Below are 20268 nucleotides of genomic sequence, written 5' to 3' on the forward strand. Positions count from 1 at the left end.
GAAGCCTTATTCTGCAGTAAGCCGGGGAAGCAAAGCTTTCCCGGCTGTTTCCTTTTCATTATAACCCAGAATTCTGAAAATTTATAGACTTATTTTGCAGGGCGCGCGAATACATTTGATTAATGAAATTTATTAAAGGTGTTAATCGAATGAAAAAGCGCGTCTTTTACCTGAATGCGGTCATCCTGACCGCCAGCAGCGTCCTTCTGCGACTGAGCAACATCTGGTTCCGGGTGTTCATCTGCTCAAAAATCGGCGCGTCCGGCATGGGCCTGTATCAGCTGATTCTGTCGGTCTTTATTCTGGGCATCACCCTGAGCACCTCGGGCGTGGGCCTTGCCGTCACGCGCCTTGTGGCGGAAGGGCGCGGCACCAGGGACAGTATCCGGCGCTGTGTCTGCTACGCGCTTGTTTTGAGCCTGGCGGCAGCGGGGGCGCTGTTTACCTGTGCGGATTTTATTTCCGTACATTTTATCGGCGACGCCGTCGCCGCAGCGCCGCTGCGGATTCTGGCGCCAAGCCTTCCCTTTATTGCGATATGCGCCTGCCTGAAAGGTTATTTCCTTGCCATCCGCAACACGATCGTTCCCGCGTGCGGCGAGTGGCTGGAGCAGTTTGTCACCATCGGCGCTTCCATTTTCCTGTTCACCCGGCTCGCTGCACCGCTGGAAGCGCTGATGCTCGGCTCCACCATAGGAGAAGTCTTTTCCTGCGCGTATATCGTCGTGCTATATCTGATCTTCGCCGGCCGGCGCGGCCTTTCCAAAGCGAAAAGCAGCGGCGTTTTCCAAAGCGTCGTTCATATTGCGGCCCCGGTCTTGTTCGGCTCCTTTTTCCGCGGGCTGCTGAGCAGCACTGAAAACATCCTCATCCCCCGCGGGCTGAGAAAATACGGCGCCGGGGACAGCGGCGCGCTGGCGCAGTACGGGACCATGCAGGGTATGGTAATGCCGATTCTGTATTTCCCCTCCGCCTTTCTCGCCGCCCTGTCCATGCTGCTGATTCCCGAAATGGCGGAGGCCAACGCGGGTGGAAAACGGGCGACGATTCAGAGATCGGTTGAAAAGGCAATGCGCTTTACCCTCACCTTTTCCTTTCTGATGACCTCGGTCCTCATCGTATTTGCGGACAGTATCGGAATGGCGTTTTATAAAAGCACACAGGTGGGAAATATTCTGCGTATTATGGCGCCGATTCTTCCGCTGATGTACCTTGACAGCGTGGTGGACGGGATGCTCAAGGGCCTTGACCAGCAGCTGTATTCCCTCAAATACAATTTCAGCGACTCGGTGATGCGCGTCCTCCTGATCGCGGGGCTGGTACCGATCTTCGGCATCCGGGCCTATATCGCCATCCTTTTTATGAGCGAGATTTACAACGCTTCCCTGAGCATCAACCGGCTGCTGAAGGTAACCGCCATAGAGGTGGATGTGGTAAGCTGGATTCTCACTCCGGCGGTTCTGGCCGCCCTATTGTATTATTTGCTGCTTTTGCTTCAAAAAGCCCTTTGTTTTGCAGTTTGACAAATGGATGGTAAACAGTTAAACTTATACCTATTATCTATAGCAATTCCATTTCAGTTTGCGAGACAAAATACGTTCCTCCCCCGCTTTCGGCGGGGGGAGGAACGCAGCCTTGTTGCAGAATCAACTGGAAATGCTATATGCTGCAAAATGAGGGAAAAAAATGGATAATCTCTGGATCTTGTTTCTCGTTTTTACCGCATACAGTTTTCTCGGCTGGCTGACCGAAAGTATTTTCTGTTCCGTCCCCGCCGGTAAATTCATCAACCGCGGATTCCTAAACGGACCGTTCTGCCCGATTTACGGCGTAGGCGGTGTGGTCGTCGTGTCCGCCCTGACGCCCTTTAAGGAAAATCTTGTCGTTCTTTATCTGGTTGGGGTCATCATAACGACCCTGCTGGAATATGGGACTGGCTTCGCCCTTGAAAAAGTATTCCGTACAAAATACTGGGACTACTCCACCCATCGGTATAATTTTCAGGGCAGGATCTGCCTTGAAAATTCGCTGCTGTTCGGCGTGATGTGTGTGGTCGGCATCCTTTTCATCCACCCGACGCTCCTGGATTTGCTGGAATCCATTCCCGAAACGGTTCTGCCCTGGGTGGCCAGCATTTTCGTGCTCTACTTTGTCTGTGACGCCACTTTGTCCGTCTACACCACCTTCAAGCTGAACGGAAAGCTGGACGAAATGCAGCAGGTGCTGGATGAAATCAGAGAAAGGGCCGCCGCCTTTAAAGCGGATAAAATTGAAACCATGCAGTCCGCGCTGGCGTGCCTGATCGATGAGGAAACAAAGGCGGCTTATCAGAAAGCCCTGAGTGAGCTTTACGAAAAGAAGGATAACATTGAAGCGGATGTCAAATGCCTTCAATGCCGCATTATCAGCGCGTTCCCAACCATGAAATCCATGCGTTCCAATGAATCCCTGCAGAGAATGAGAGAAATCATCCGGGAAAAGACGAAGAATATCCGCCGCGGATAAATCAGTCAAAAAGGCCACCGACATATCGGCGGCCTTTTTCTTTCACTTTATGAGTTTCTTTTTACAAAATGTTTTATTGCAAAGACCAGCGCGATGACCGACCACATCACCGTACAGGCCAGAGTAAGCGGCCCCCCGCTCCCGCCCGTCCCGGCCGAAAACTGATAGGAGGACCTTACAAGCCCGTATCCCGCGACAATCACCGCAGCGGCGGCGGCCACAATGATCACCGCGGCCGTTTTGGCGGTGACCCGCCGGGGCGTTTCCTTCGGGCCTACCAGCGCGTCGCCCCAGATGCAGCGGCAGATAAAATACGTGCACCCGGCCAGCAACAGAATAAAGGTGTTCATCGGGGGCTCCATCCACACAAAGCCCAGTCCGCCGATAAACGTATCTATAAGGATTAGGAACGATAACAGAACAAAGGACTGGTAACCGTACCGGTAGCGTCTGCTTTGCTGCAATTCGTCAAATTCAATTTTTTTCATGATCGTCATCCTCCCAAAATAGCTGATCCAATGTTTTCCCCAAAACCCTGCATATGGCAATGCACAGGTTTACCGACGGATTATAATCCCCGTTTTCGATGGCATTTAAGGTCTGCCGTGTGACCCCGACCGCCTCTGCGACTTCCTTCTGCGACATATCCAGCGCGGCCCTTGCGGATTTCAGGCGAAGATTTTTGCCCAACCGAAATTCCTCCTTTGCACTTCCGATACACACAGTATATTATATATTATACATAATGTCAAATATATATTACATAATATCCAAAATGAATGACTCGATTGGATCAGCGCATTACCGGCGCACCGGCGTTTTGCTGTCATAAGCTGTCAAGTCAGGATACAAAAAGGGGCCTGCCGGAAAGCAGGTCCCTAAGTGATCGATTCGTCACGCGACGTTTTTGGGGCTCCCTCTTTGGGGGAACAGACAGGCAAAGCCCTCTGAAGATGACTCCCTCCGACGCGCCGGGCGCGCCACCTCCCTCACGGAGGGAGGCAGGGTTGGCCCTTTAGGGCTCCCTCTCTGAGGGAGCTGGCAGGCGCAGCCTGACTGAGGGAGTTCCTTCCGAGAATTCTTCCGCCGTCCTCATTGGCAGGAGTCTCAAAGGATTTTTACTTCACCGCAATGACTTCGACTTCCACCAGCACATTCTTGGGAAGCTGCTTCACGGCGACGCAGGAACGCGCGGGTTTGCCTGTAAAGTATTTTTCATAGACAGCGTTGAAGGCGGCGAAATCAGCCATATCCGCCAAAAAGCAGGTGGTTTTTACCGCGTTTGTAAAATCGGCGCCCGCCGCCTTTAACACTGCGGCAATATTATGCATGACCTGTTCGGACTGCACGGTGATGTCGCCCTCTGCGATTTCCCCGGTCGCGGGAATGATCGGAATCTGCCCGCTGAGGTATACGGTATTACCCGCCTCAATTGCCTGGGAATACGGGCCGATTGCGGCCGGTGCGTCTTTTGTTGAAATAACCTGACTCATGTTAACTTCCTCCATTTACATATTTCTGATGTGATATCCCGCATCGGTAATCGCCCTGCGGATCTGCTCCAGATGCTCACGGTTTCTGGTCTCCATGCGGATGTGCAGGTAGCAGTCGTTGATGCCGGTATTTTCCCCGCCGCGGTCGTGGTGGACACTGACCACATTGGCGCCCAGATCGGCAATAATCGCGGAAACGTCCTTTAGCTGGCCCGGCTTATCGACCATGGCGATCACAAGGTCGCCCGAGCGCCCGGCTTTCAGCAGGCCGCGGCTGATGACGCGGGACAGGATGGTTACGTCGATATTGCCGCCCGACAATAAGCATACCACTTTTTTACCCTTCACATCAACCTTATTAAACATGGCGGCCGCAACGGCCACCGCGCCCGCCCCCTCGGCAATCAGCTTCTGCTGCTCGATCAGCGTGAGAATCGCCGTGGCGATCTCGTCGTCCGTAACCGTGACCACCCCGTCGACATACTTGCTGCAAAGGTCAAAGGTCGTGTCCCCCGGACATTTTACCGCGATTCCGTCCGCAAAGGTAGAAACGCATTTCAGGGCCTCCACCTGTTTGTCGGCGAGCGCCTGCACCATGCTGGGCGCGCCGCTGGCCTGTACGCCGTACACCTTGCAGTTGGGATTCAGCGACTTGACGGCGTAGGCAACGCCGGAAATCAGCCCGCCGCCGCCGACCGGGACGATCACCGCGTCCACATCCGGCAGCTGATCCAGAATTTCCAGCCCGATGGTCCCCTGACCGGCGATCACCTGCGCGTCGTCAAACGGGTGGATAAAGGTCGCGCCGCTTTCCTCCCGCAGCTCACAGGCCTTCTGATACGCGTCGTCGTAGACTCCCTTGACCAGACAGACCTCGGCCCCGTAGCTTTTGGTCGCCTCCACCTTGGAAATCGGCGCGCTGTCCGGGATGCAGATCAGCGACCGGATTCCGTTTTTCGCGGCGGCAAGCGCCACACCCTGCGCGTGGTTACCGGCGGAGCAGGCGATCACGCCCTTTGCCTTTTCCTCCTCGGTCAGCTGAGATATTTTGTAGTATGCGCCGCGCACCTTGAACGAACCGGTTATCTGAAGATTTTCGGTCTTCAGGTAAATCTGGCTTTCCGGATTGATGAGCGGTGCGTGAATCAATGCCGTCTCGCGGATGACTCCCTTTAAAACATAAGCGGCGTGGTAAACCTGATCTAACGTCAACAAGCTGATATCCCCCAACGTATTATTATTTCATCATGGCCATTGCGCCGGTGCGCAGGATTTTCAGAACATTGTACGGATTGTACAGTTCAATAAAAGAGTTGATGGTGTTCGCGTCGCCGGTCAGTTCCATAATCATGGAATCCGGCTGTACATTTAAAATACCGGCATGGAACACATTCGCGATTTCCACCAGCCTTTCGCTGTTCTGCAGGTTCCGCTCCACCTTCAAAAGCAGATGCTCGCGCACGACGGCCTCTTCCCGGTTGAGCACGGTCACTTCCTCGATGTCGACCAGCTTGCTCACCTGTTTATCCACCTGGCGGACAATGCGGTCGTCGCCCGAAACGACGATCAGGATGCGGGAGTATTCCGTGTTTTCCGTCTGGGCCGCGACAATGCTTAAAATGTTGTAGCAGCGGCGGCTGAACAGCCCGGCGATACGCAGAAGAACGCCCGGATTATTTCTGGCGAGTACGGACAAAACATATTCTTTATCGTTATCATGATTCATTATAATCTGTCGCTCCTCACATTTCAAGAATCGGATTTTCCACGGAGCCGCCCGCCGGTACCATGGGCAGCACATTGACGTCCGGATTGATATGGCAGTTGATCAGGACCGGTTCCCGCAGGGCGAGCGCCTGCTTCAGCACCGGTTCGATTTCGCTTTTGCGGCTGATGGTAAACGCCTTCACGCCGAACGCCTGCGCCAACATTTCATAATTGGTGGTCCTGTCCAGCGTCGTCTGTGAAAAGCGGCTGCCGTAGAAAAGCTTTTGCCACTGGCGCACCATACCGAGCACCTGATTGTTGAAGACCAGCTCGATTACCGGAATATTGTACTGCGCCGCGGTGGAAAGCTCGTTGCAGTTCATATGGAAGCTTCCGTCGCCCGCAATATTGACGACGTGTTTGTCGGGGTTCGCGACCTGCGCACCGATCGCCGCGCCCAGGCCGAAGCCCATGGTCCCCAGCCCGCCGGAGCTGACGAAGTGCCGGGGGGTGCGGAACCGGTAGAACTGCGCCGTCCACATCTGGTGCTGGCCGACCTCGGTAACAAGGATCGCTTCGGAATCCGTCAGGCGGTCAAGGGTTTCCAGAACCTCCTGCGGCAGGACCTCTTCCTCGGACGTGCTTTCCTGCACCAGAGGATACAGCGCTTTCCACTCTGCAATTTCTTCCATCCAGAGCTTGTGCTGGCGCTGGGGAAGCATCCCGTTCAGATGCGCCAGAATTTCTCTGGCGTCGCCCTTCATCTTTAAATCCACATCAATATTTTTATTGAATTCCGCCGTATCGATCTCGATCTGGATAATCGGGCAGTGCCGCGCAAACAGGTTCGCGTTGCACAGCACACGGTCGGAAAAGCGTGTTCCTACGGCAATCAGCAGATCGCAGTTTTTAATGGCGAGGGCCGCCGTGTTCGTCCCGTGCATACCCAGCATCCCGATATAGCGCGGGTCGGTCTGGTCGTAGCCGCCCTGACACATCAGTGAAGAGGAAACGGGCGCGTCGAGAAGCTCCGCGAATTTTTTCAGCTCGCCGTATGCTTCCGCTGCAATGACCCCGCCGCCCGTATAGATAAACGGCTTTTCGCTCGTGCGGAGCATCTCCAAAGCCTGCTCGAAGCGTTCCGCCCAGGGAAAGTCTCCCCGTGGCGCCGGAAGCGGCGGCTGCGGCGTATATTCATATTTCTGCGCCGTTACGTCCTTCGGAATATCCACAAGCACCGGCCCTTTCCGGCCCGTACCGGCAATCAAAAACGCCTTGCGGATCGTATCGGCCAGATCCTCGATATTTTTCACCAGATAATTATGTTTGGTGACCGGCATGGTGATACCGGTGATATCCACTTCCTGAAAGCTGTCCAGCCCCAGAAGGTCGCAGCTTACGTTGCCGGTAATCGCGACCATCGGGACCGAATCCATATAAGCGGTGGCGATCCCGGTGACAAGGTTGGTCGCGCCCGGGCCGGACGTTGCGATGCAGACCCCTGTTTTCCCGGTCGACCGTGCGTAACCGTCCGCCGCGTGGGCCGCGCCCTGCTCGTGGGCGGTGCGGATATGGTTGATCTTATTCCTGTACTCGTAAAGCGCGTCGTAAATATTCAGCACCGCACCGCCCGGATAGCCGAAAACCGTATCCACGCCCTGCTCCAGCAGACATTCCATCATGATCTGCGCCCCTGTTAACTGCATTCGTATTCCTCCTTAAAGACATATCTTCCTCAGATAAAATAAAAAAGCCTTCGCCCCTGCATAGAGGCGAAGACTTCACTTCGCGGTACCACTCTAAATTCGCCGGAGAACCGGCATCTCAGCATGCATCAAACAATGCACTCCCCTGTAACGGCGGGACACCGGGCGTACTTACTTAGCGACTGTTCAGCTGCCTGCTCCGGGGTGATATCCTGCATTCGCCGTACCGTCTTTCACCTGCCGACGGCTCTCTGTGAGCGGAAAGGATGCATTCTGTCCCCATCTGCGCATTTTTGTTATTGGTTTATAGCATATTATATTCCGGCCTGCTTGTCAAGTGTTTTATCAAGCCTTGTCTGTAAAAGAAACAATCCTGCCTGCTTCGGGTAAAATCATTTGACCGCACCGGCCGAACGCACGGCGGAATCTTTCCGGCCCGGTACAATGACCGGATCGACCTTTTGATCGGTGTGATAAGGCATGATGTCGGGACTTACGGGCTGATTGGTAAAGTACGGCATGACGGACGGTTCCAGACTTCCCGTGGAAGCTGCACCGCTTTTCGTTACGCCCGGCACCGCGGCCGCAGAAACCGACCCGCAAATCGTCAGCATCACCGCCCACAGCATCAGAATACCCGCTGCCTTTTTCATACACTCATCCCTTCCAAAAGTATGTGCCGCCTTCCCAGTTGCAGAAAAACCGGCCTTAAAGGTTTTTTATTTGAGCCAATACTCGCTTCCGTCGCTTTTTCTGTCCATATATCCCAGATCAATCAGACTGCGGCGCAGGGTGGAATAATCTTCCGGATAAATCCCCTTTAGAATTCCGTTGACATCCATTTCCGTATAGTGTTTCCCCTTTTCAAACTGGCCCGCTATTTTTTTAAAAATAACCGCTTTTTTCTTCGCTTTGGAAGAAATCACCTTTAGTTTTAAGGGTTCTAACGAGCTGAAAACATTATTTAATATTTTTTCTTCCTCTTCCGGCGTGATATCAATCGTTTCCATATTGATCCTCCTGTTATATTTCCTATTATCAATTTTACCCTGCATTTTAAAAATGTCAAGCGGATATGATGTGATTTCTGAATGATGGCAATTCCATTTCAGTTTGCGAGACAAAACACGTTCCTCCCCCGCCGAAGGCGGGGGAGGAACGTAACCTTGTTGCAGAATCAACTCCGGAAGTGCTGTAGATGCATCGCTGTCCTGGCCGGGCTCCGGAGTGAATAAACAGGGAAGAAAACGATCATAATAAAAAAAAGGAGTGAAAAAGATGTTAGATAAAATCGCATTGCTTTTGGTTATCATCGGCGGTCTGAACTGGGGTTCCATCGGTATTTTCCAGTTCGACTTTGTTTCATGGATCGGCGGCGGTCAGTCCGGAATGTTCAGCCGGATCATCTATGTACTGGTTGCAATCGCTGCAATCTGGTGTATTTCACTGCTGTTCAGAGACGACGAGGCCGTCCGAGAAACCACATAATGGAGGCCCTCCCGAAAAAATGGGAGGGCTTATTTTTTTGCTATCTGTTGTTGTCCGGAATGTTGTCCTCAGGTGTGGCTTTGATATAATCTTTTCCTTCTCCGGCCGATGATCCGCTGGTTTTCCATTCGTCGGACGATGTTTTATCATTTTTGGGGGAATCAGTGCTGTTAACATCCGACTGTGTATTTTTCTTATCCTGACCGAGACAATTTGCATCTGTTATAAAGTTGCAGCTTTTTTCATCGTTCTGTGTATCACCGTTCAGGTTTAGAAAACTGTATTTCTTACTCATGAGTTTCTCCTCTTTTCCATAACATTGTCCTCAGGGACATTTTTACTATTCCCAAAGCGGGTGGCGTTATACCGCCCTTTCAGAAAAGCCGTTCATGCAAAAGCCGGAAAAACGCGCCGGAAAACAACAAGCACACCGTTTCATGTCATACGAAACGATGTGCCTGTTGCTATGGTGTGTGTCGAAACATGGAATAAGTAAAGGAGTAATCAAAAATTAATTTCAGAGCTTTTTCTCTGAAGCGACATCCTGTACGGACTCGGTGATCTCCTCCAGGCTCTGGTTGGCGCTGGAGCCGACCGCAGCTACTACCGCACCCTCTACCAGGGGGCAGTCGAGCATCCGTATTTTTCGTTCGGGCATATTTTCAATCACCATCTCCGCCGTCATGACCGCGCTGCCCATATCCATCAGGATCACCGCGCCGTCATCGGTATACACGGAGTCTATGGCTGTACTGATTTTTTCAAAGCTGGTGCCAAAGGTACCGTCGTCAAGCCCCCCGGCCGGAACAACCGGCGCGTCGGCCGCCATCATCTTTGCCAGCTCGGCAACGCCTTCGGCAAGCTTTTGGCTGTGGGATACAATGATAATTCCTACCATATTTAACCTTTCCTGTCTAAAACAGCTTTATAACATTCTGTTGATTACTTTCAGCATTAAGCAGGAAGAGGTTGCTCCCGGGTCCTGGTGCCCAAGGCTTCTTTCCCCAAGGTAGCTGGCCCTTCCCTTTGTTGCAATAATGGTTTTGGTATATTCAACGCCCTTTTCCGCGGCTTCCACCCCCCGGGTGAGCGCAGCCTTAAAGTCGTTATTTTCCGCATAGCTTTTTTTAATGGCATTTAGCGCGGGAATCAGGGCGTCCAGCATGGTCTTTTCGCCTTCGTGCGCCTTTCCCCTCATTTCGATTCCGCCGATAGCGGCTTCCAGCGCGGCAATAAAGTCATTGCCGTCTATTTCGGTTTTCGCGCCGACAGCGACGCCGGCCCTCATAAACGCGGTTCCGTAAAGCGGGCCCGAAGCGCCCCCCACAGTGGAAACCAGCGACATGCCGACCGTTTTCAGAATAGACCCGATATCCTTCCCGGAGAGATCGGCCAGCTTCTTTTCTACCTCTTTGAATCCTCTGGCCATATTGATTCCATGGTCACCGTCACCAATGACATTGTCCAGTTCCGTTAAAAAATCTTTTTCCATCTGAATTTGCTCGCCGATCTGTTTCAGTATTTCTATTACTTTACTGCTGTCCGTCATAATGATTTCCCTCTCTCAAAAGATATATCCATATCATTCAATAATAAATGATTTATATGCAACCAGATGAAAATTATGCGGCGGAACGGTGCGCCCCGCCGCACACAGCAAACCTTATTGTTTGAATGCAGGGGTATCGGCCTTTGCATCGAGAAGCTCCTTGAGCTCTTCGTCAAGGCGGAGCATGGAAATGGAGAAGCCCGCCATTTCAATGGAGGTCATGTAATTGCCGACAAACGTCCTGTAAATTCTGATTCCCTTTTCCGTCAGGTAATCATGGACCTTATTGTTGGCAATGAAGAGCTCCATCAGAGGCGTCGCGCCGGAACCGTTGATCATAACCGCAACTTCCTTGCCGCTGTAATCAATGTCCGCTACGATTTTATCCAGAAGCATGGTGACGATTTCATCCGCGCTCCTGATTTTCTCCCTGTGGGTGCCCGGCTCGCCGTGGATGCCGATGCCGATTTCCATTTCGTCCTCGCCGAGCTCAAAACCGGGCTTGCCGGCCGCGGGAACGGTACAGGGCGTAAGGGCCATGCCCATCGTCCTGACATTGTCGACGACCTTCTGCGCTACGCGGTGGACCTCGTCCAGGTCCGCCCCGGTTTCGGCCTTCGCGCCCGCAATCTTATGGACAAACACGGTTCCGGCAACGCCGCGGCGCCCGGTCGTGTAAAGGCTGTCCTTGACCGCCACGTCGTCGTTGGTCACCACGTGCTTTACGCTGACCCCGTCCGCTTCGGCCATTTCCGCCGCCATTTCGAAGTTCATGACGTCGCCCGTGTAGTTTTTCACTACCATCAGCACGCCCTTATCCGTGGCGATGGCTTTGATGCCCTCATAAATCTGATCAGGAGTGGGAGAAGTGAACACGGCCCCCGCTACGGCACAGTCAAGCATTCCCTCGCCGACATAACCGCCGTGCGCAGGCTCATGTCCACTGCCGCCGCCGCTGATGAGTGCCACCTTGCCTTCTTTTTTGTGAGCCCTGACGACTACGTTGCCGCAGTCCAGTTTTCTGACGTGATCCGGATACGCTTTTACCATGCCGACGATCATTTCCTGTTCCACATTGTCCACGCTGTTTATTAACTTCTTCACAAAAAACGCCTCCTGTCATTTATTTTAATTTATCATTACGGTAACGCTCTGATCTTATTCCAGTTCTTTCGTCGCGATAATATTGACCGGCGTACCGCACACATTTTTAATAAGGACTTCCCCAATATGGATCGGACGCATGACCGTATGGCGGGAAATCTCTTTCAGGCAATCGAAAATTTTACTTTTTTCGATCGGCTTGGAGGTTTTCACGGAAAGCGGCTGAGTGGTTCCGTACACCCTCATCAAAGCGGTCACCATTCTGGTCGGAAGCGTCAGCTCCTCCTGTGCATATTTTTTACCAATATTGCAGGTATAGCCCTCGATGGATAAAATCTGATCGCCGTCCACCTCCGCGGTGATCCGGCAGCCCATCGGGCAGCCGATGCAGGTAATTTCTTTTATCATGACTGCTGCGCCTCCACTCTTACAGTGATTTTGTCAGCATTGGCATTTTTCTGCAGATATTCCGGAGTGAATTTCAGCGTCACCATTTCGCCGGGGGTCAAAATCCGGCTCTTTTTCTCGGCTGCCTGAACGTCTCCGACATCTATACAAACCTTTGCATCCTTGTAAACGCCCCTCGGACGGAACATAATGGTGATCGGCTCATCCAGCTTCTTTGAGATATGCTGGGGGACCGCGCCGGACACGCCGAAACCGTTGACCACTTCCAGCGTCTCTTCCTCCTTCGCAAGCTGGCCCTGTACATATTTGTAGGCGTTGGCGCCGGCTTTGGCGGATTCCTCGGATACGAAGTCGACCAGGTCATGCACATGCAGCACGTTCCCGCAGGAGAAAATTCCATCCACGGAGGTCTGGAGATTCTCGTTTACCTCCGCGCCGTTTGTCGCCGGGGAAATCTTTACGCCGGCCATGGTGGACAGCTCATTTTCAGGAATCAGGCCGACGGAAAGCAGCAGGGTGTCGCACTCGTAATACTCTTCCGTTCCGGGAATGGGCTTGAGCGTTTTGGGGTCGACCTCTGCAACCGTTACGCCTTCCAGGCGTTCCCTGCCGGCAATATCGGTTACAGTATGGCTGAGCAGGAGCGGAATATCGTAGTCGTCAAGGCACTGTACAATATTTCTTTTCAGTCCGGCGGAGAAGGGCATCAGCTCCACGCACGCCAGAACCTTTGCGCCCAGGAAAGTCATTCTGCGCGCCATAATCAGCCCGATATCTCCGGAACCGAGAATGAGGACGCGCCTGCCGGGCATCAGGCCCTTCAGATTCGTAAATTTCTGCGCGGTTCCCGCCGTGTAAATACCGGAGCATCTCCAGCCCGGTGTGGCGAGGGACCCTCTGGGGCGCTCGCGGCAGCCCATGGCAAGGATGACGGATTTTGCTTTGAAATGCTCCAGCCCCGCGCCCCTGCTGACCGCGGTCACCACCTTGTCCGGGGTGATGTCGATGACCATGGTGTCGCACTGGGAGGGGATGCCGTACTCCAGCACCTTGTCGATATATCTCTGCGCGTATTCCGGGCCGGTGAGCTCTTCCTTAAAGGTGTGGAGCCCGAAGCCGTTGTGGATGCACTGCTTCAGAATACCGCCGAGGTTCTCTTCTCTTTCGAGAATCAGAATGTCCCTCGCACCCGCTTCGTAGGCGGAAACCGCGGCCGCCAGACCGGCAGGTCCGCCGCCGATGATCAAAATATCTACATTACGCATCTTCATGATCCCCTTTCTCAAAAAGGTAACTGTCCAGATATTTGGAGTTTCCTCCGAACTTTGTCACTTCCAGCGGGGATATATGAAGCTCTTCACACAATATTTCCAGAGTCCTTGGGGTACAGAAGCCCGCCTGGCACCGGCCCATTCCGGCTCTTGTCCTTCTCTTGATGCCGTCGACCGATCTCGCCCCGACCGGCCTGCGGATTGCTTCCCTGATTTCAGCTTCCGTCACGGTTTCACATCTGCAGACGACCTTTGCGTAATCCGGGTTGACGGAGATCGCCATTGCCCTCTCTTCGTCCGTCATCTCCCTGAACTTCGGTATCCCTTTTCTGATCGGATTGAAATCATCCTTTTTCTTCGCTCCGAGCTTGTCGGTGATCATATCTGCCAGATACACGGCAATCGCCGGGGACGAGGTCAGTCCCGGGGATTCCACGCCCGCCGCGTTGAAGAACATCGGCGCGTCCGGCGCTTCGCCGAGGACAAATTCATTTCTGTCGCAGTGCGCGCGCAGTCCGGAGAACGTTGTGATATAATTTCTGGCGGGAATGTGCTCCCAGGTAAGGGCAGCGAATTTCAGAACCTTCTCAAGTCCCTCAGGTGTGGTCCTTGTGTCCGTCTTATCGTCGATATCCTCTGCGGTCGGCCCGATCAGGATGGTTCCGTCCACGGTGGGGGTCACCAGGATTCCCTTGCCCATTTTGGTCGGCAGCTGGAAAATCGACGCGTGGAAGGCATCGCTGAATTTCTTATCGACGATGTAATACTCGCCTCTGCGGGGGACAATGGTGATTTTATCCTCGGAAACCATATTGTTGATTACGTCGGAATAAAGTCCTGCACAGTTCACGACTGCTTTCGCTGTAAAGGTACCAGCCTTGCTTATAACTTTCCATCCGTCTTTTTCTTTTTCAATCGCAGTAACTTCTGCTTCACGGTAGAAATTAACACCGTTCATCGCAGCGTTTTCGGCAAAGGCCTCGGTCAGTTCATAGGGGCAGACGATTCCGCCGTTGGTGACCAGAAGTGCCTCGCACGCCGTGCTGCCAATGTTCGGTTCTCTTTTTCTAAGTTCATCTTGTCCAATAATGCTGAGTCCGGGAACTCCGTTTTCTGTTCCCTGCCTTTTTAAAGCTTCCAGGCTTTCATGATCTTCCGGGCTGAAAGAAACAACCAGGGAGGTATTCCATTTATGCGGAACATCCAGCTCTTCGCAGATCTGATCGTACATTTTGTTGCCGAGCACGTTGAACTTCGCTTTTTGAGTACCGGGATGCGCATCATAGCCTCCGTGAATAATCGCGGTATTTGCTTTACTTTGGCCGTTGCTGATATCATCGGTCTTTTCCAGCAAGGCAATGTTCAGGCTGTATCTTGACAATTCTCTGGCCACCGCGCAACCCACGACACCTCCGCCGATGATGATTACATCTACCATTTTGTGAACACCACTCTTTAATTTATTTGGAATTTTTTAAAATAATGCAGGGGCAAATTTTATTCGCCCCTGCAAATATTTTATCAATTCATCGCTAGGTACTTACAAGGCATATTAATTCTTTAATATAACCTGATACAACCATGAATTACCACGGAATTGCCTGGAATACAAATGCAGCGACAAGAGCGCCGATGATGGGCCCAATAATCGGAACGACAAGGCCGTAGCTCCAGTTGGAATCGCCTTTGCCCTTAATGGGGAGGATGGCGTGAGCGATACGGGGTCCGAGGTCACGGGCAGGGTTCAAAGCGTAACCGGTCAGCCCGCCTAAGGACATGCCGATGGATGTGATAATTCCGAATACATACAGGTTGGAAACGCCCACTGTGCCGGCACCGGCTACGTTGCCGAAGCCGAGGAGTGTAAAGACCAGCACGAAGGTAGCAACTGCTTCGCAGAAAATGTTACGGGGAATATTGCGGATGGACGGACCTGTCGCGAAAACGCCCAGTTTCGTTCCGGCATCTTCTGTTGCGTCGAAATGATCCTTGAACATCAGATAGACAACGACAGCACCGACAAAAGCGCCCGCTATCTGAGCAATAATATAACCGGGAACCATAGCCCAGCTGAACTTACCAATCGCCGCAAGAGAAATAGTCAGTGCCGGGTTGAAGCTCGCGCCGGAAGCAGCACCGAAAATGCACGCAGGAATCATAACAGCGAGGCCCCATGCAATACCGGTCTGGACACTGCCGCCGCCCTTTTGTCCGGATTTATTCAAGCTTACGTTGCAGACGACACCGTCGCCCAGGATGATCAGCATCATTGTTCCCAAAAACTCCGCAAGATATGGTAACATTAACAATACACCTCAATCTTTTTTAAATACCGGCCCCTTTCGATAGGAGGTTTCCCCTGCCGAGGGGCCGGCCTGAATTTTAATCGTTTACTCGCTAACCGTAATGCAAAACAGAAAAATCAGTCTTCCTTGGCCCAGCCAAAGGAGCACTTAACAGCCTTGCTCCAGCCTTTGATGATTTCTTCACGATGAGCGGCCTCCATGGCAGGCTCAAAGATCTTGGAAATCTGCCAGTTCTTAATAACGTCTTCCTTGTTTGCCCAGTAGCCAACCGCAAGACCGGCCAGATAAGCAGCGCCCATTGCCGTTGTCTCAATGCACACCGGTCTGTGTACGGGTGCGTTGATCACGTCGGCCTGGAACTGCATCAGGAAGTTGTTGGCGCACGCGCCGCCGTCGACTTTCAGAGCGTTCAGCGTAATACCGGAATCTTCCTGCATCGCTTTCAGCACGTCATAAGTCTGATAGGCAAGGGACTCAAGCGTAGCTCTGACAAAATGATACTTGTTGACGCCTCTGGTGATACCGACGACGGTGCCTCTCGCGTACTGATCCCAGTGCGGAGCACCAAGGCCCGTAAACGCAGGAACAACGTAGCAGCCGTTTGTATCGCTTACCTTTGTCGCCAGATACTCGGAATCGGGCGATGTGTCAACCAGACGCATCTCGTCGCGCAGCCACTGAATTGCAGCGCCGGCTACGAAGATGGAACCTTCGAGCGCATAATTTACTTTCCCGTCAAGGCCCCATGCAATGGTGGTAACCAGGCCGTTCTTTGAATAAACCGGCTTTTCGCCTGTGTTCATCAGCATAAAGCAGCCTGTTCCGTATGTATTCTTCGCTTCGCCCGGAGTGAAGCAGGTCTGGCCGAACAAGGCTGCCTGCTGGTCGCCCGCGGCGCCGGCAATCGGAATCGCCCCGCCGAAGAAGGACGGATCGGATTCGCCGTATACACAGCTGGACGGTTTCGCAGTCGGGAGCATACTCTCAGGAATATTGAGCTCATCAAGAATCTCTTTGTCCCATTTGAGTTCCGTAATGTTGAACAGCATGGTTCTGGAAGCATTGGAATAATCGGTTACATGAACCTTGCCCTTTGTCAGGTTCCAGATCAGCCATGTTTCAATCGTGCCGAACAGTAAATCGCCGGCTTCTGCTCTTTGCCTTACGCCCGGAACATTGTCAAGAATCCATTTTACTTTTGTGCCCGAGAAGTAAGCATCGATCATTAAACCTGTCTTTTTCCTGTAGATTTCTGTTAAACCCTTCGCTTTTAAGGTGTCGCAGTACTGTGATGTACGTCTGCACTGCCAAACGATGGCGTGGTAAACAGGTTCGCCTGTTTTTTTATCCCACACAACGGTTGTTTCACGCTGATTGGTGATACCGATTGCCGCTATATCCGCCGCAACCGCACCGATCTTCAGCATTGCTTCCTGAGCAACACCGATCTGGGTGGACCAAATTTCCATCGCATCATGCTCAACCCAGCCCGGCTTCGGAAAATACTGTGTGAACTCTTTCTGTGCCACGCTGCACATTTCACCCTTCTCATTGAAAAGAATACAGCGGGAACTCGTTGTGCCGGCATCCAGCGCCATGACATACTTGGCCATAAAAAAACCTCCCCTAAAATGTTTTTCCGATACAATAAATTGTATCTTTGTTTGCCCTAAGGCACCTTCCCATAACTTTGGTTTTCCGACTTGCGCCGTATTACCATCTATGCCCATATCATAACACTGAAAAGGAATTTTGTATTTAGACAATTCGCGTTTTTTGTATAGATTTGATAATTATCATATGATTCAATTATTTTTTTTGGTTATTCTTGTGTATGGTGCTACTTGCATTATTTAATTTTTCTATAAAGGATTCATGCTATTTAGCAAAAATGGATACACCATATTTCCGTATAACAAAAAATCCCCGTACTGGATGTACGGGAATCAAAGTCATATTGCAATTCTTTTTTGTTTTTCCGTGCCGTGGTAAATCATCCGGAGCAGAGCCTTGATTTTTTTAATGACAAAATCCTCGTCTTCCTGCATTCCCCGGCTGACCCACTGGATGCCGTAATTTACAAATGCAGTGGTAAAAAAATCGACCAGAAAATCCGCATCCTCCTTGCTTATGTATTTGCAGTTTTCAAGATCGATCCCCAGCTTTTCCACCCAAGAGTGCACGACGGGCTGTAAAAACCCTTCCATATACTCTTTTTTGATGGAACGGATGGTATTTCTGCAGAACGCGCGATTGGCTTTGCAGTACCTCATGGCCTGCACGACCGCCGTTTCCCACTGCCCGTCCGGTACTTCCCCCATCTGGCTGACGATATCGTTCCGGTAAATCCAGCTCAACAGCTCGTACATATCTTTGAAATGGTAATAAAACGTCTGCCGGTTTAATCCGCAATTACTGGTTACATTCTGGACGGTGATTTTGTTGAATGGGGTCCGGCTCATCAGGTCCTTCAAAGAATTTGCAAGCTGCTGCTTGGTTTGCGATGCATATTCCATGTTTTTTCCTCCATTTTAACATTCAGCCATTTTAGCAAAATAGATAAAACAAACACTCATCCATAATGTATATTATACTATATAACACGATTATGATTCAAGAGTAATTTTGCCATGGAGGAAAACGGGCCCGGCTGCCCAGGCTTATTTCCGCGCAAGGTGGCGCGGGCTTTTCCTTTCTGTCAGAACGGAAACAATCAGACAGGCGATCCCCAATCCCAGCAGGATATCCCCCGCGCTGATAAAGCTGCCGATATACGGGGCCGGCACGGGGATCACGTCGCCCAGGAAATAGAACCTCGCTCCGTTGGTGGCGACGAAATAGTTGGCTTTTTTCGCGTAGACGGCCTCCGGGGTCATGCCGGGGAACATCGCAAGCGCCGCAGGAGACACCGGCATGCGAAAATTGTTGCACACAATGACAAGCAGGTTACAGAGCGTACCAGCTCCGGCAAGGGTCACCGCGGTCAGCCGGCGCCGATTCAAAATCAGAAAGGCGATAATGCACAGATAGCTGATCCCCGTAAAAAGCCACGGAACCTTCGCGGCAAAATCAGGGAACCGGGAAAACGGAAGCTCCGCCAGCAGACCGGCCACAGGAAGCCACAGGCCGCGGACGGAGGAAAGATTGCCGTACTGGTTTTTTACGCCCCTTATATGGTTGACGGCAGCCGCAATCAGAAAGCCCGCCAGCACAAAAACAAACAATACCATTCTTTATCTCCGCTTCTATGAAATGACACCCTGCTCACGCAGGGCCTCCAGAAAAGCGCAAACCACCTTGGGGTGGAACTGTTTTCCGCTCTCCTCTTTTAAAATTTCCACCACCCGCTCCACCGGCATGCTGGCGCAGTAGGGGCGGTCGCTGGTCATGGCGTCGTAAGCATCCGCCACGCCGATCACATAGACCGCGGTGGAGATCTCCCCGCCTTTCGTATGGTCCGGGTAGCCGCCGCCGTCATACCGCTCGTGATGATGCAGAATCGCTTCGCGGACTGCGTCGTTCAGCTTTACATTCTTCAGAATGGACGCACTGATCACCGGATGCGTCATAATAACAGCGCGTTCCTCCGGCGTAAGCGGGCCGGGCTTATTCAGTATTTTTTCATCGATGCCGATTTTGCCCACGTCATGCAGAAGGGCGGCCACCTTGATGTCGTCGATATCGCCCGGATGATAGTGCATTTTCCGAGCAATCATTTCCGCATATTCCTCCACACGGTGCGAGTGGCCTTCGGTATACTTGTCTTTTGCCTCCAGCGCGGCCGTCAGGGTTTTGACCATTGCATAGTAATTTTTCTTTACATCTAAATACAACACGAAACTATACCGCGCCAAAAGCAGCGGTATCATAATTAAAATAACCAGATACAGCCCGTTTTCCATAGTCATAAACCTTGCAGTAAAGTATGCTATGGGAGTGGAAACCGTAATATTGGGCCAAAAATCAATCAGTGTTTTCCATAAGGAGTGGAAAAAAGGTGTTTTCAAATTGAGTGAAAACAGCATCAATAAGAGAGTACAATTAACAAAAAAATAAAAAAAGGAAGCCAGAATACCGGGAAGCAGAATATCGGGCAGTCTCAGCAAGCCCACTACTCCACCCATAGCCTGGTAAAGCACTCCGGCACAAAAAACCGAAATAATAAAATTAGACGTGTTGAATGCAGTTTTAATAGGCTCAGTGTTAAAAATATGGATAAACTTTTTTTCTTCAGTATGGGACGGTTCTATTACAAAAATTGTACTGATAAAAACCATTGTAGCCGCAACAGTGGGCCCTTTACACAAGATTGCCGCCAGATTACAGATAAAAGACATGTCAATAGCATAATCATCTCTGATATAAATAGGAAAACAACGACAAATTATGTATAAAAATAAAAGAATGATAAACTGCACTATTTCACTTGTTCGATTTGCACTTGAATAAACAGAACTGAAATATGAATAAACACAGTATGAGCCAAGAGTGAGTCCGATTATTGAAACCAAATAAGCATATATTTTTGAAGAACGGCTCATATGTACCTCCTTCTATATAAAAAATCAGGTTTACAGTACTTTAAGTAATTACTTCCAAGAAAAACTTGCGCCTGCAGTTGCCACAACAGAAAGTATGGACATTAAGGCAAACAGAACTTTTTTCATTGAATATAGCCCTCCGTAAAACAATCTCTGTTCTCCGCTGAATAAACAGGCTATATCCGCTACG

23 protein-coding genes and 1 other annotated feature are annotated in these 20268 nt (G+C 51.4%); of the genes, 3 read left to right on the forward strand and 20 right to left on the reverse strand.

Going from position 1 to position 20268, the window contains the following annotated elements; translation table 11 throughout:
* Positions 1-149: 149 nt before the first annotated feature.
* Positions 150-1523, forward strand: coding sequence for an oligosaccharide flippase family protein (locus tag ACRQU7_RS17155; RefSeq protein ID WP_444642141.1), 1374 nt, complete (start codon positions 150-152; stop codon positions 1521-1523).
* A 163-nt stretch (positions 1524-1686) separates the two neighbouring features.
* A complete protein-coding gene (locus ACRQU7_RS17160) occupies positions 1687-2505 on the forward strand; it encodes a putative ABC transporter permease (protein ID WP_444642143.1) in 819 nt (272 codons plus the stop codon).
* Between the two features lie 47 nt (positions 2506-2552).
* Here the strand turns inward: ACRQU7_RS17160 and ACRQU7_RS17165 are convergent, their stop codons facing one another.
* From ACRQU7_RS17165 to ACRQU7_RS17200, 8 genes are all read right to left on the reverse strand, one after another.
* Entirely contained in the window at positions 2553-2993 is a 441-nt protein-coding gene (locus tag ACRQU7_RS17165) for a hypothetical protein (protein ID WP_444642145.1), read from the reverse strand.
* Positions 2980-3195 (reverse strand): helix-turn-helix transcriptional regulator, encoded by a 216-nt coding sequence (locus tag ACRQU7_RS17170; protein ID WP_141826396.1) that lies wholly within the window; start codon positions 3193-3195, stop codon positions 2980-2982. The genes ACRQU7_RS17165 and ACRQU7_RS17170 overlap by 14 nt, the downstream gene beginning before the upstream one ends.
* Positions 3196-3623: 428 nt before the next feature.
* Positions 3624-3998 carry a RidA family protein gene (locus ACRQU7_RS17175; RefSeq protein ID WP_141826397.1) on the reverse strand — a complete coding sequence of 125 codons (375 nt, stop codon included), beginning with the start codon at positions 3996-3998 and terminating at the stop codon, positions 3624-3626.
* Between the two features lie 15 nt (positions 3999-4013).
* Complete coding sequence (gene ilvA, locus ACRQU7_RS17180) at positions 4014-5213, reverse strand: threonine ammonia-lyase (RefSeq protein WP_444642148.1); 1200 nt, start codon at positions 5211-5213, stop codon at positions 4014-4016.
* 22 nt (positions 5214-5235) lie between these two features.
* Positions 5236-5724 (reverse strand): acetolactate synthase small subunit, encoded by a 489-nt coding sequence (gene ilvN / locus ACRQU7_RS17185; protein WP_141826398.1) that lies wholly within the window; start codon positions 5722-5724, stop codon positions 5236-5238.
* 16 nt (positions 5725-5740) lie between these two features.
* The gene (ilvB, locus tag ACRQU7_RS17190) at positions 5741-7411 is read right to left on the reverse strand and encodes a biosynthetic-type acetolactate synthase large subunit (protein WP_444642150.1); all 1671 of its coding nucleotides are present in this window, start codon (positions 7409-7411) and stop codon (positions 5741-5743) included.
* A gap of 59 nt (positions 7412-7470) precedes the next feature.
* Positions 7471-7706, reverse strand: a binding site (T-box leader).
* A 97-nt stretch (positions 7707-7803) separates the two neighbouring features.
* Positions 7804-8064: a hypothetical protein gene (locus ACRQU7_RS17195; RefSeq protein WP_444642152.1), complete on the reverse strand. Its 261-nt coding sequence runs from the start codon at positions 8062-8064 to the stop codon at positions 7804-7806.
* A gap of 66 nt (positions 8065-8130) precedes the next feature.
* A complete protein-coding gene (locus ACRQU7_RS17200) occupies positions 8131-8421 on the reverse strand; it encodes a DUF2087 domain-containing protein (RefSeq protein WP_444642154.1) in 291 nt (96 codons plus the stop codon).
* A gap of 268 nt (positions 8422-8689) precedes the next feature.
* On the opposite strand from ACRQU7_RS17200, the gene ACRQU7_RS17205 reads away from it, so the two are divergent.
* Positions 8690-8899, forward strand: coding sequence for a DUF378 domain-containing protein (locus ACRQU7_RS17205; protein ID WP_038325962.1), 210 nt, complete (start codon positions 8690-8692; stop codon positions 8897-8899).
* Between the two features lie 40 nt (positions 8900-8939).
* Here ACRQU7_RS17205 and ACRQU7_RS17210 read toward each other — a convergent pair whose 3' ends face one another.
* The 12 genes from ACRQU7_RS17210 to ACRQU7_RS17265 form a co-directional block, all read right to left on the reverse strand.
* Entirely contained in the window at positions 8940-9194 is a 255-nt protein-coding gene (locus tag ACRQU7_RS17210; RefSeq protein ID WP_444642156.1) for a hypothetical protein, read from the reverse strand.
* Between the two features lie 222 nt (positions 9195-9416).
* Complete coding sequence (gene dhaM, locus ACRQU7_RS17215) at positions 9417-9797, reverse strand: dihydroxyacetone kinase phosphoryl donor subunit DhaM (protein WP_444642158.1); 381 nt, start codon at positions 9795-9797, stop codon at positions 9417-9419.
* Positions 9798-9824: 27 nt separating this feature from the next.
* Positions 9825-10448: a dihydroxyacetone kinase subunit DhaL gene (gene dhaL / locus ACRQU7_RS17220; protein ID WP_038325966.1), complete on the reverse strand. Its 624-nt coding sequence runs from the start codon at positions 10446-10448 to the stop codon at positions 9825-9827.
* Between the two features lie 114 nt (positions 10449-10562).
* Entirely contained in the window at positions 10563-11552 is a 990-nt protein-coding gene (dhaK, locus tag ACRQU7_RS17225) for a dihydroxyacetone kinase subunit DhaK (RefSeq protein ID WP_444642161.1), read from the reverse strand.
* Between the two features lie 54 nt (positions 11553-11606).
* Positions 11607-11960 (reverse strand): DUF1667 domain-containing protein, encoded by a 354-nt coding sequence (locus tag ACRQU7_RS17230; protein WP_038325969.1) that lies wholly within the window; start codon positions 11958-11960, stop codon positions 11607-11609.
* A complete protein-coding gene (locus tag ACRQU7_RS17235) occupies positions 11957-13225 on the reverse strand; it encodes an NAD(P)/FAD-dependent oxidoreductase (protein WP_141826404.1) in 1269 nt (422 codons plus the stop codon). The genes ACRQU7_RS17230 and ACRQU7_RS17235 overlap by 4 nt, the downstream gene beginning before the upstream one ends.
* Positions 13218-14669, reverse strand: coding sequence for an NAD(P)/FAD-dependent oxidoreductase (locus tag ACRQU7_RS17240; protein ID WP_038325971.1), 1452 nt, complete (start codon positions 14667-14669; stop codon positions 13218-13220). Before ACRQU7_RS17240 ends, ACRQU7_RS17235 begins: the two co-directional genes overlap by 8 nt.
* A 148-nt stretch (positions 14670-14817) precedes the next feature.
* The gene (locus ACRQU7_RS17245) at positions 14818-15534 is read right to left on the reverse strand and encodes an MIP/aquaporin family protein (RefSeq protein ID WP_038325973.1); all 717 of its coding nucleotides are present in this window, start codon (positions 15532-15534) and stop codon (positions 14818-14820) included.
* Positions 15535-15653: 119 nt separating this feature from the next.
* The gene (gene glpK, locus ACRQU7_RS17250; protein WP_444642164.1) at positions 15654-17150 is read right to left on the reverse strand and encodes a glycerol kinase GlpK; all 1497 of its coding nucleotides are present in this window, start codon (positions 17148-17150) and stop codon (positions 15654-15656) included.
* Positions 17151-17489: 339 nt separating this feature from the next.
* Positions 17490-18053 carry a TetR/AcrR family transcriptional regulator C-terminal domain-containing protein gene (locus ACRQU7_RS17255; protein ID WP_038325975.1) on the reverse strand — a complete coding sequence of 188 codons (564 nt, stop codon included), beginning with the start codon at positions 18051-18053 and terminating at the stop codon, positions 17490-17492.
* A gap of 144 nt (positions 18054-18197) precedes the next feature.
* A complete protein-coding gene (locus tag ACRQU7_RS17260; RefSeq protein ID WP_444642166.1) occupies positions 18198-18767 on the reverse strand; it encodes a DUF5317 domain-containing protein in 570 nt (189 codons plus the stop codon).
* A gap of 15 nt (positions 18768-18782) precedes the next feature.
* Positions 18783-19439 carry an HD-GYP domain-containing protein gene (locus tag ACRQU7_RS17265; RefSeq protein WP_444642168.1) on the reverse strand — a complete coding sequence of 219 codons (657 nt, stop codon included), beginning with the start codon at positions 19437-19439 and terminating at the stop codon, positions 18783-18785.
* Positions 19440-20268: the final 829 nt, after the last annotated feature.

This window comes from Caproiciproducens puteiluti (assembly GCF_052442865.1).
GTDB lineage: Bacteria > Bacillota > Clostridia > Oscillospirales > Acutalibacteraceae > Caproiciproducens.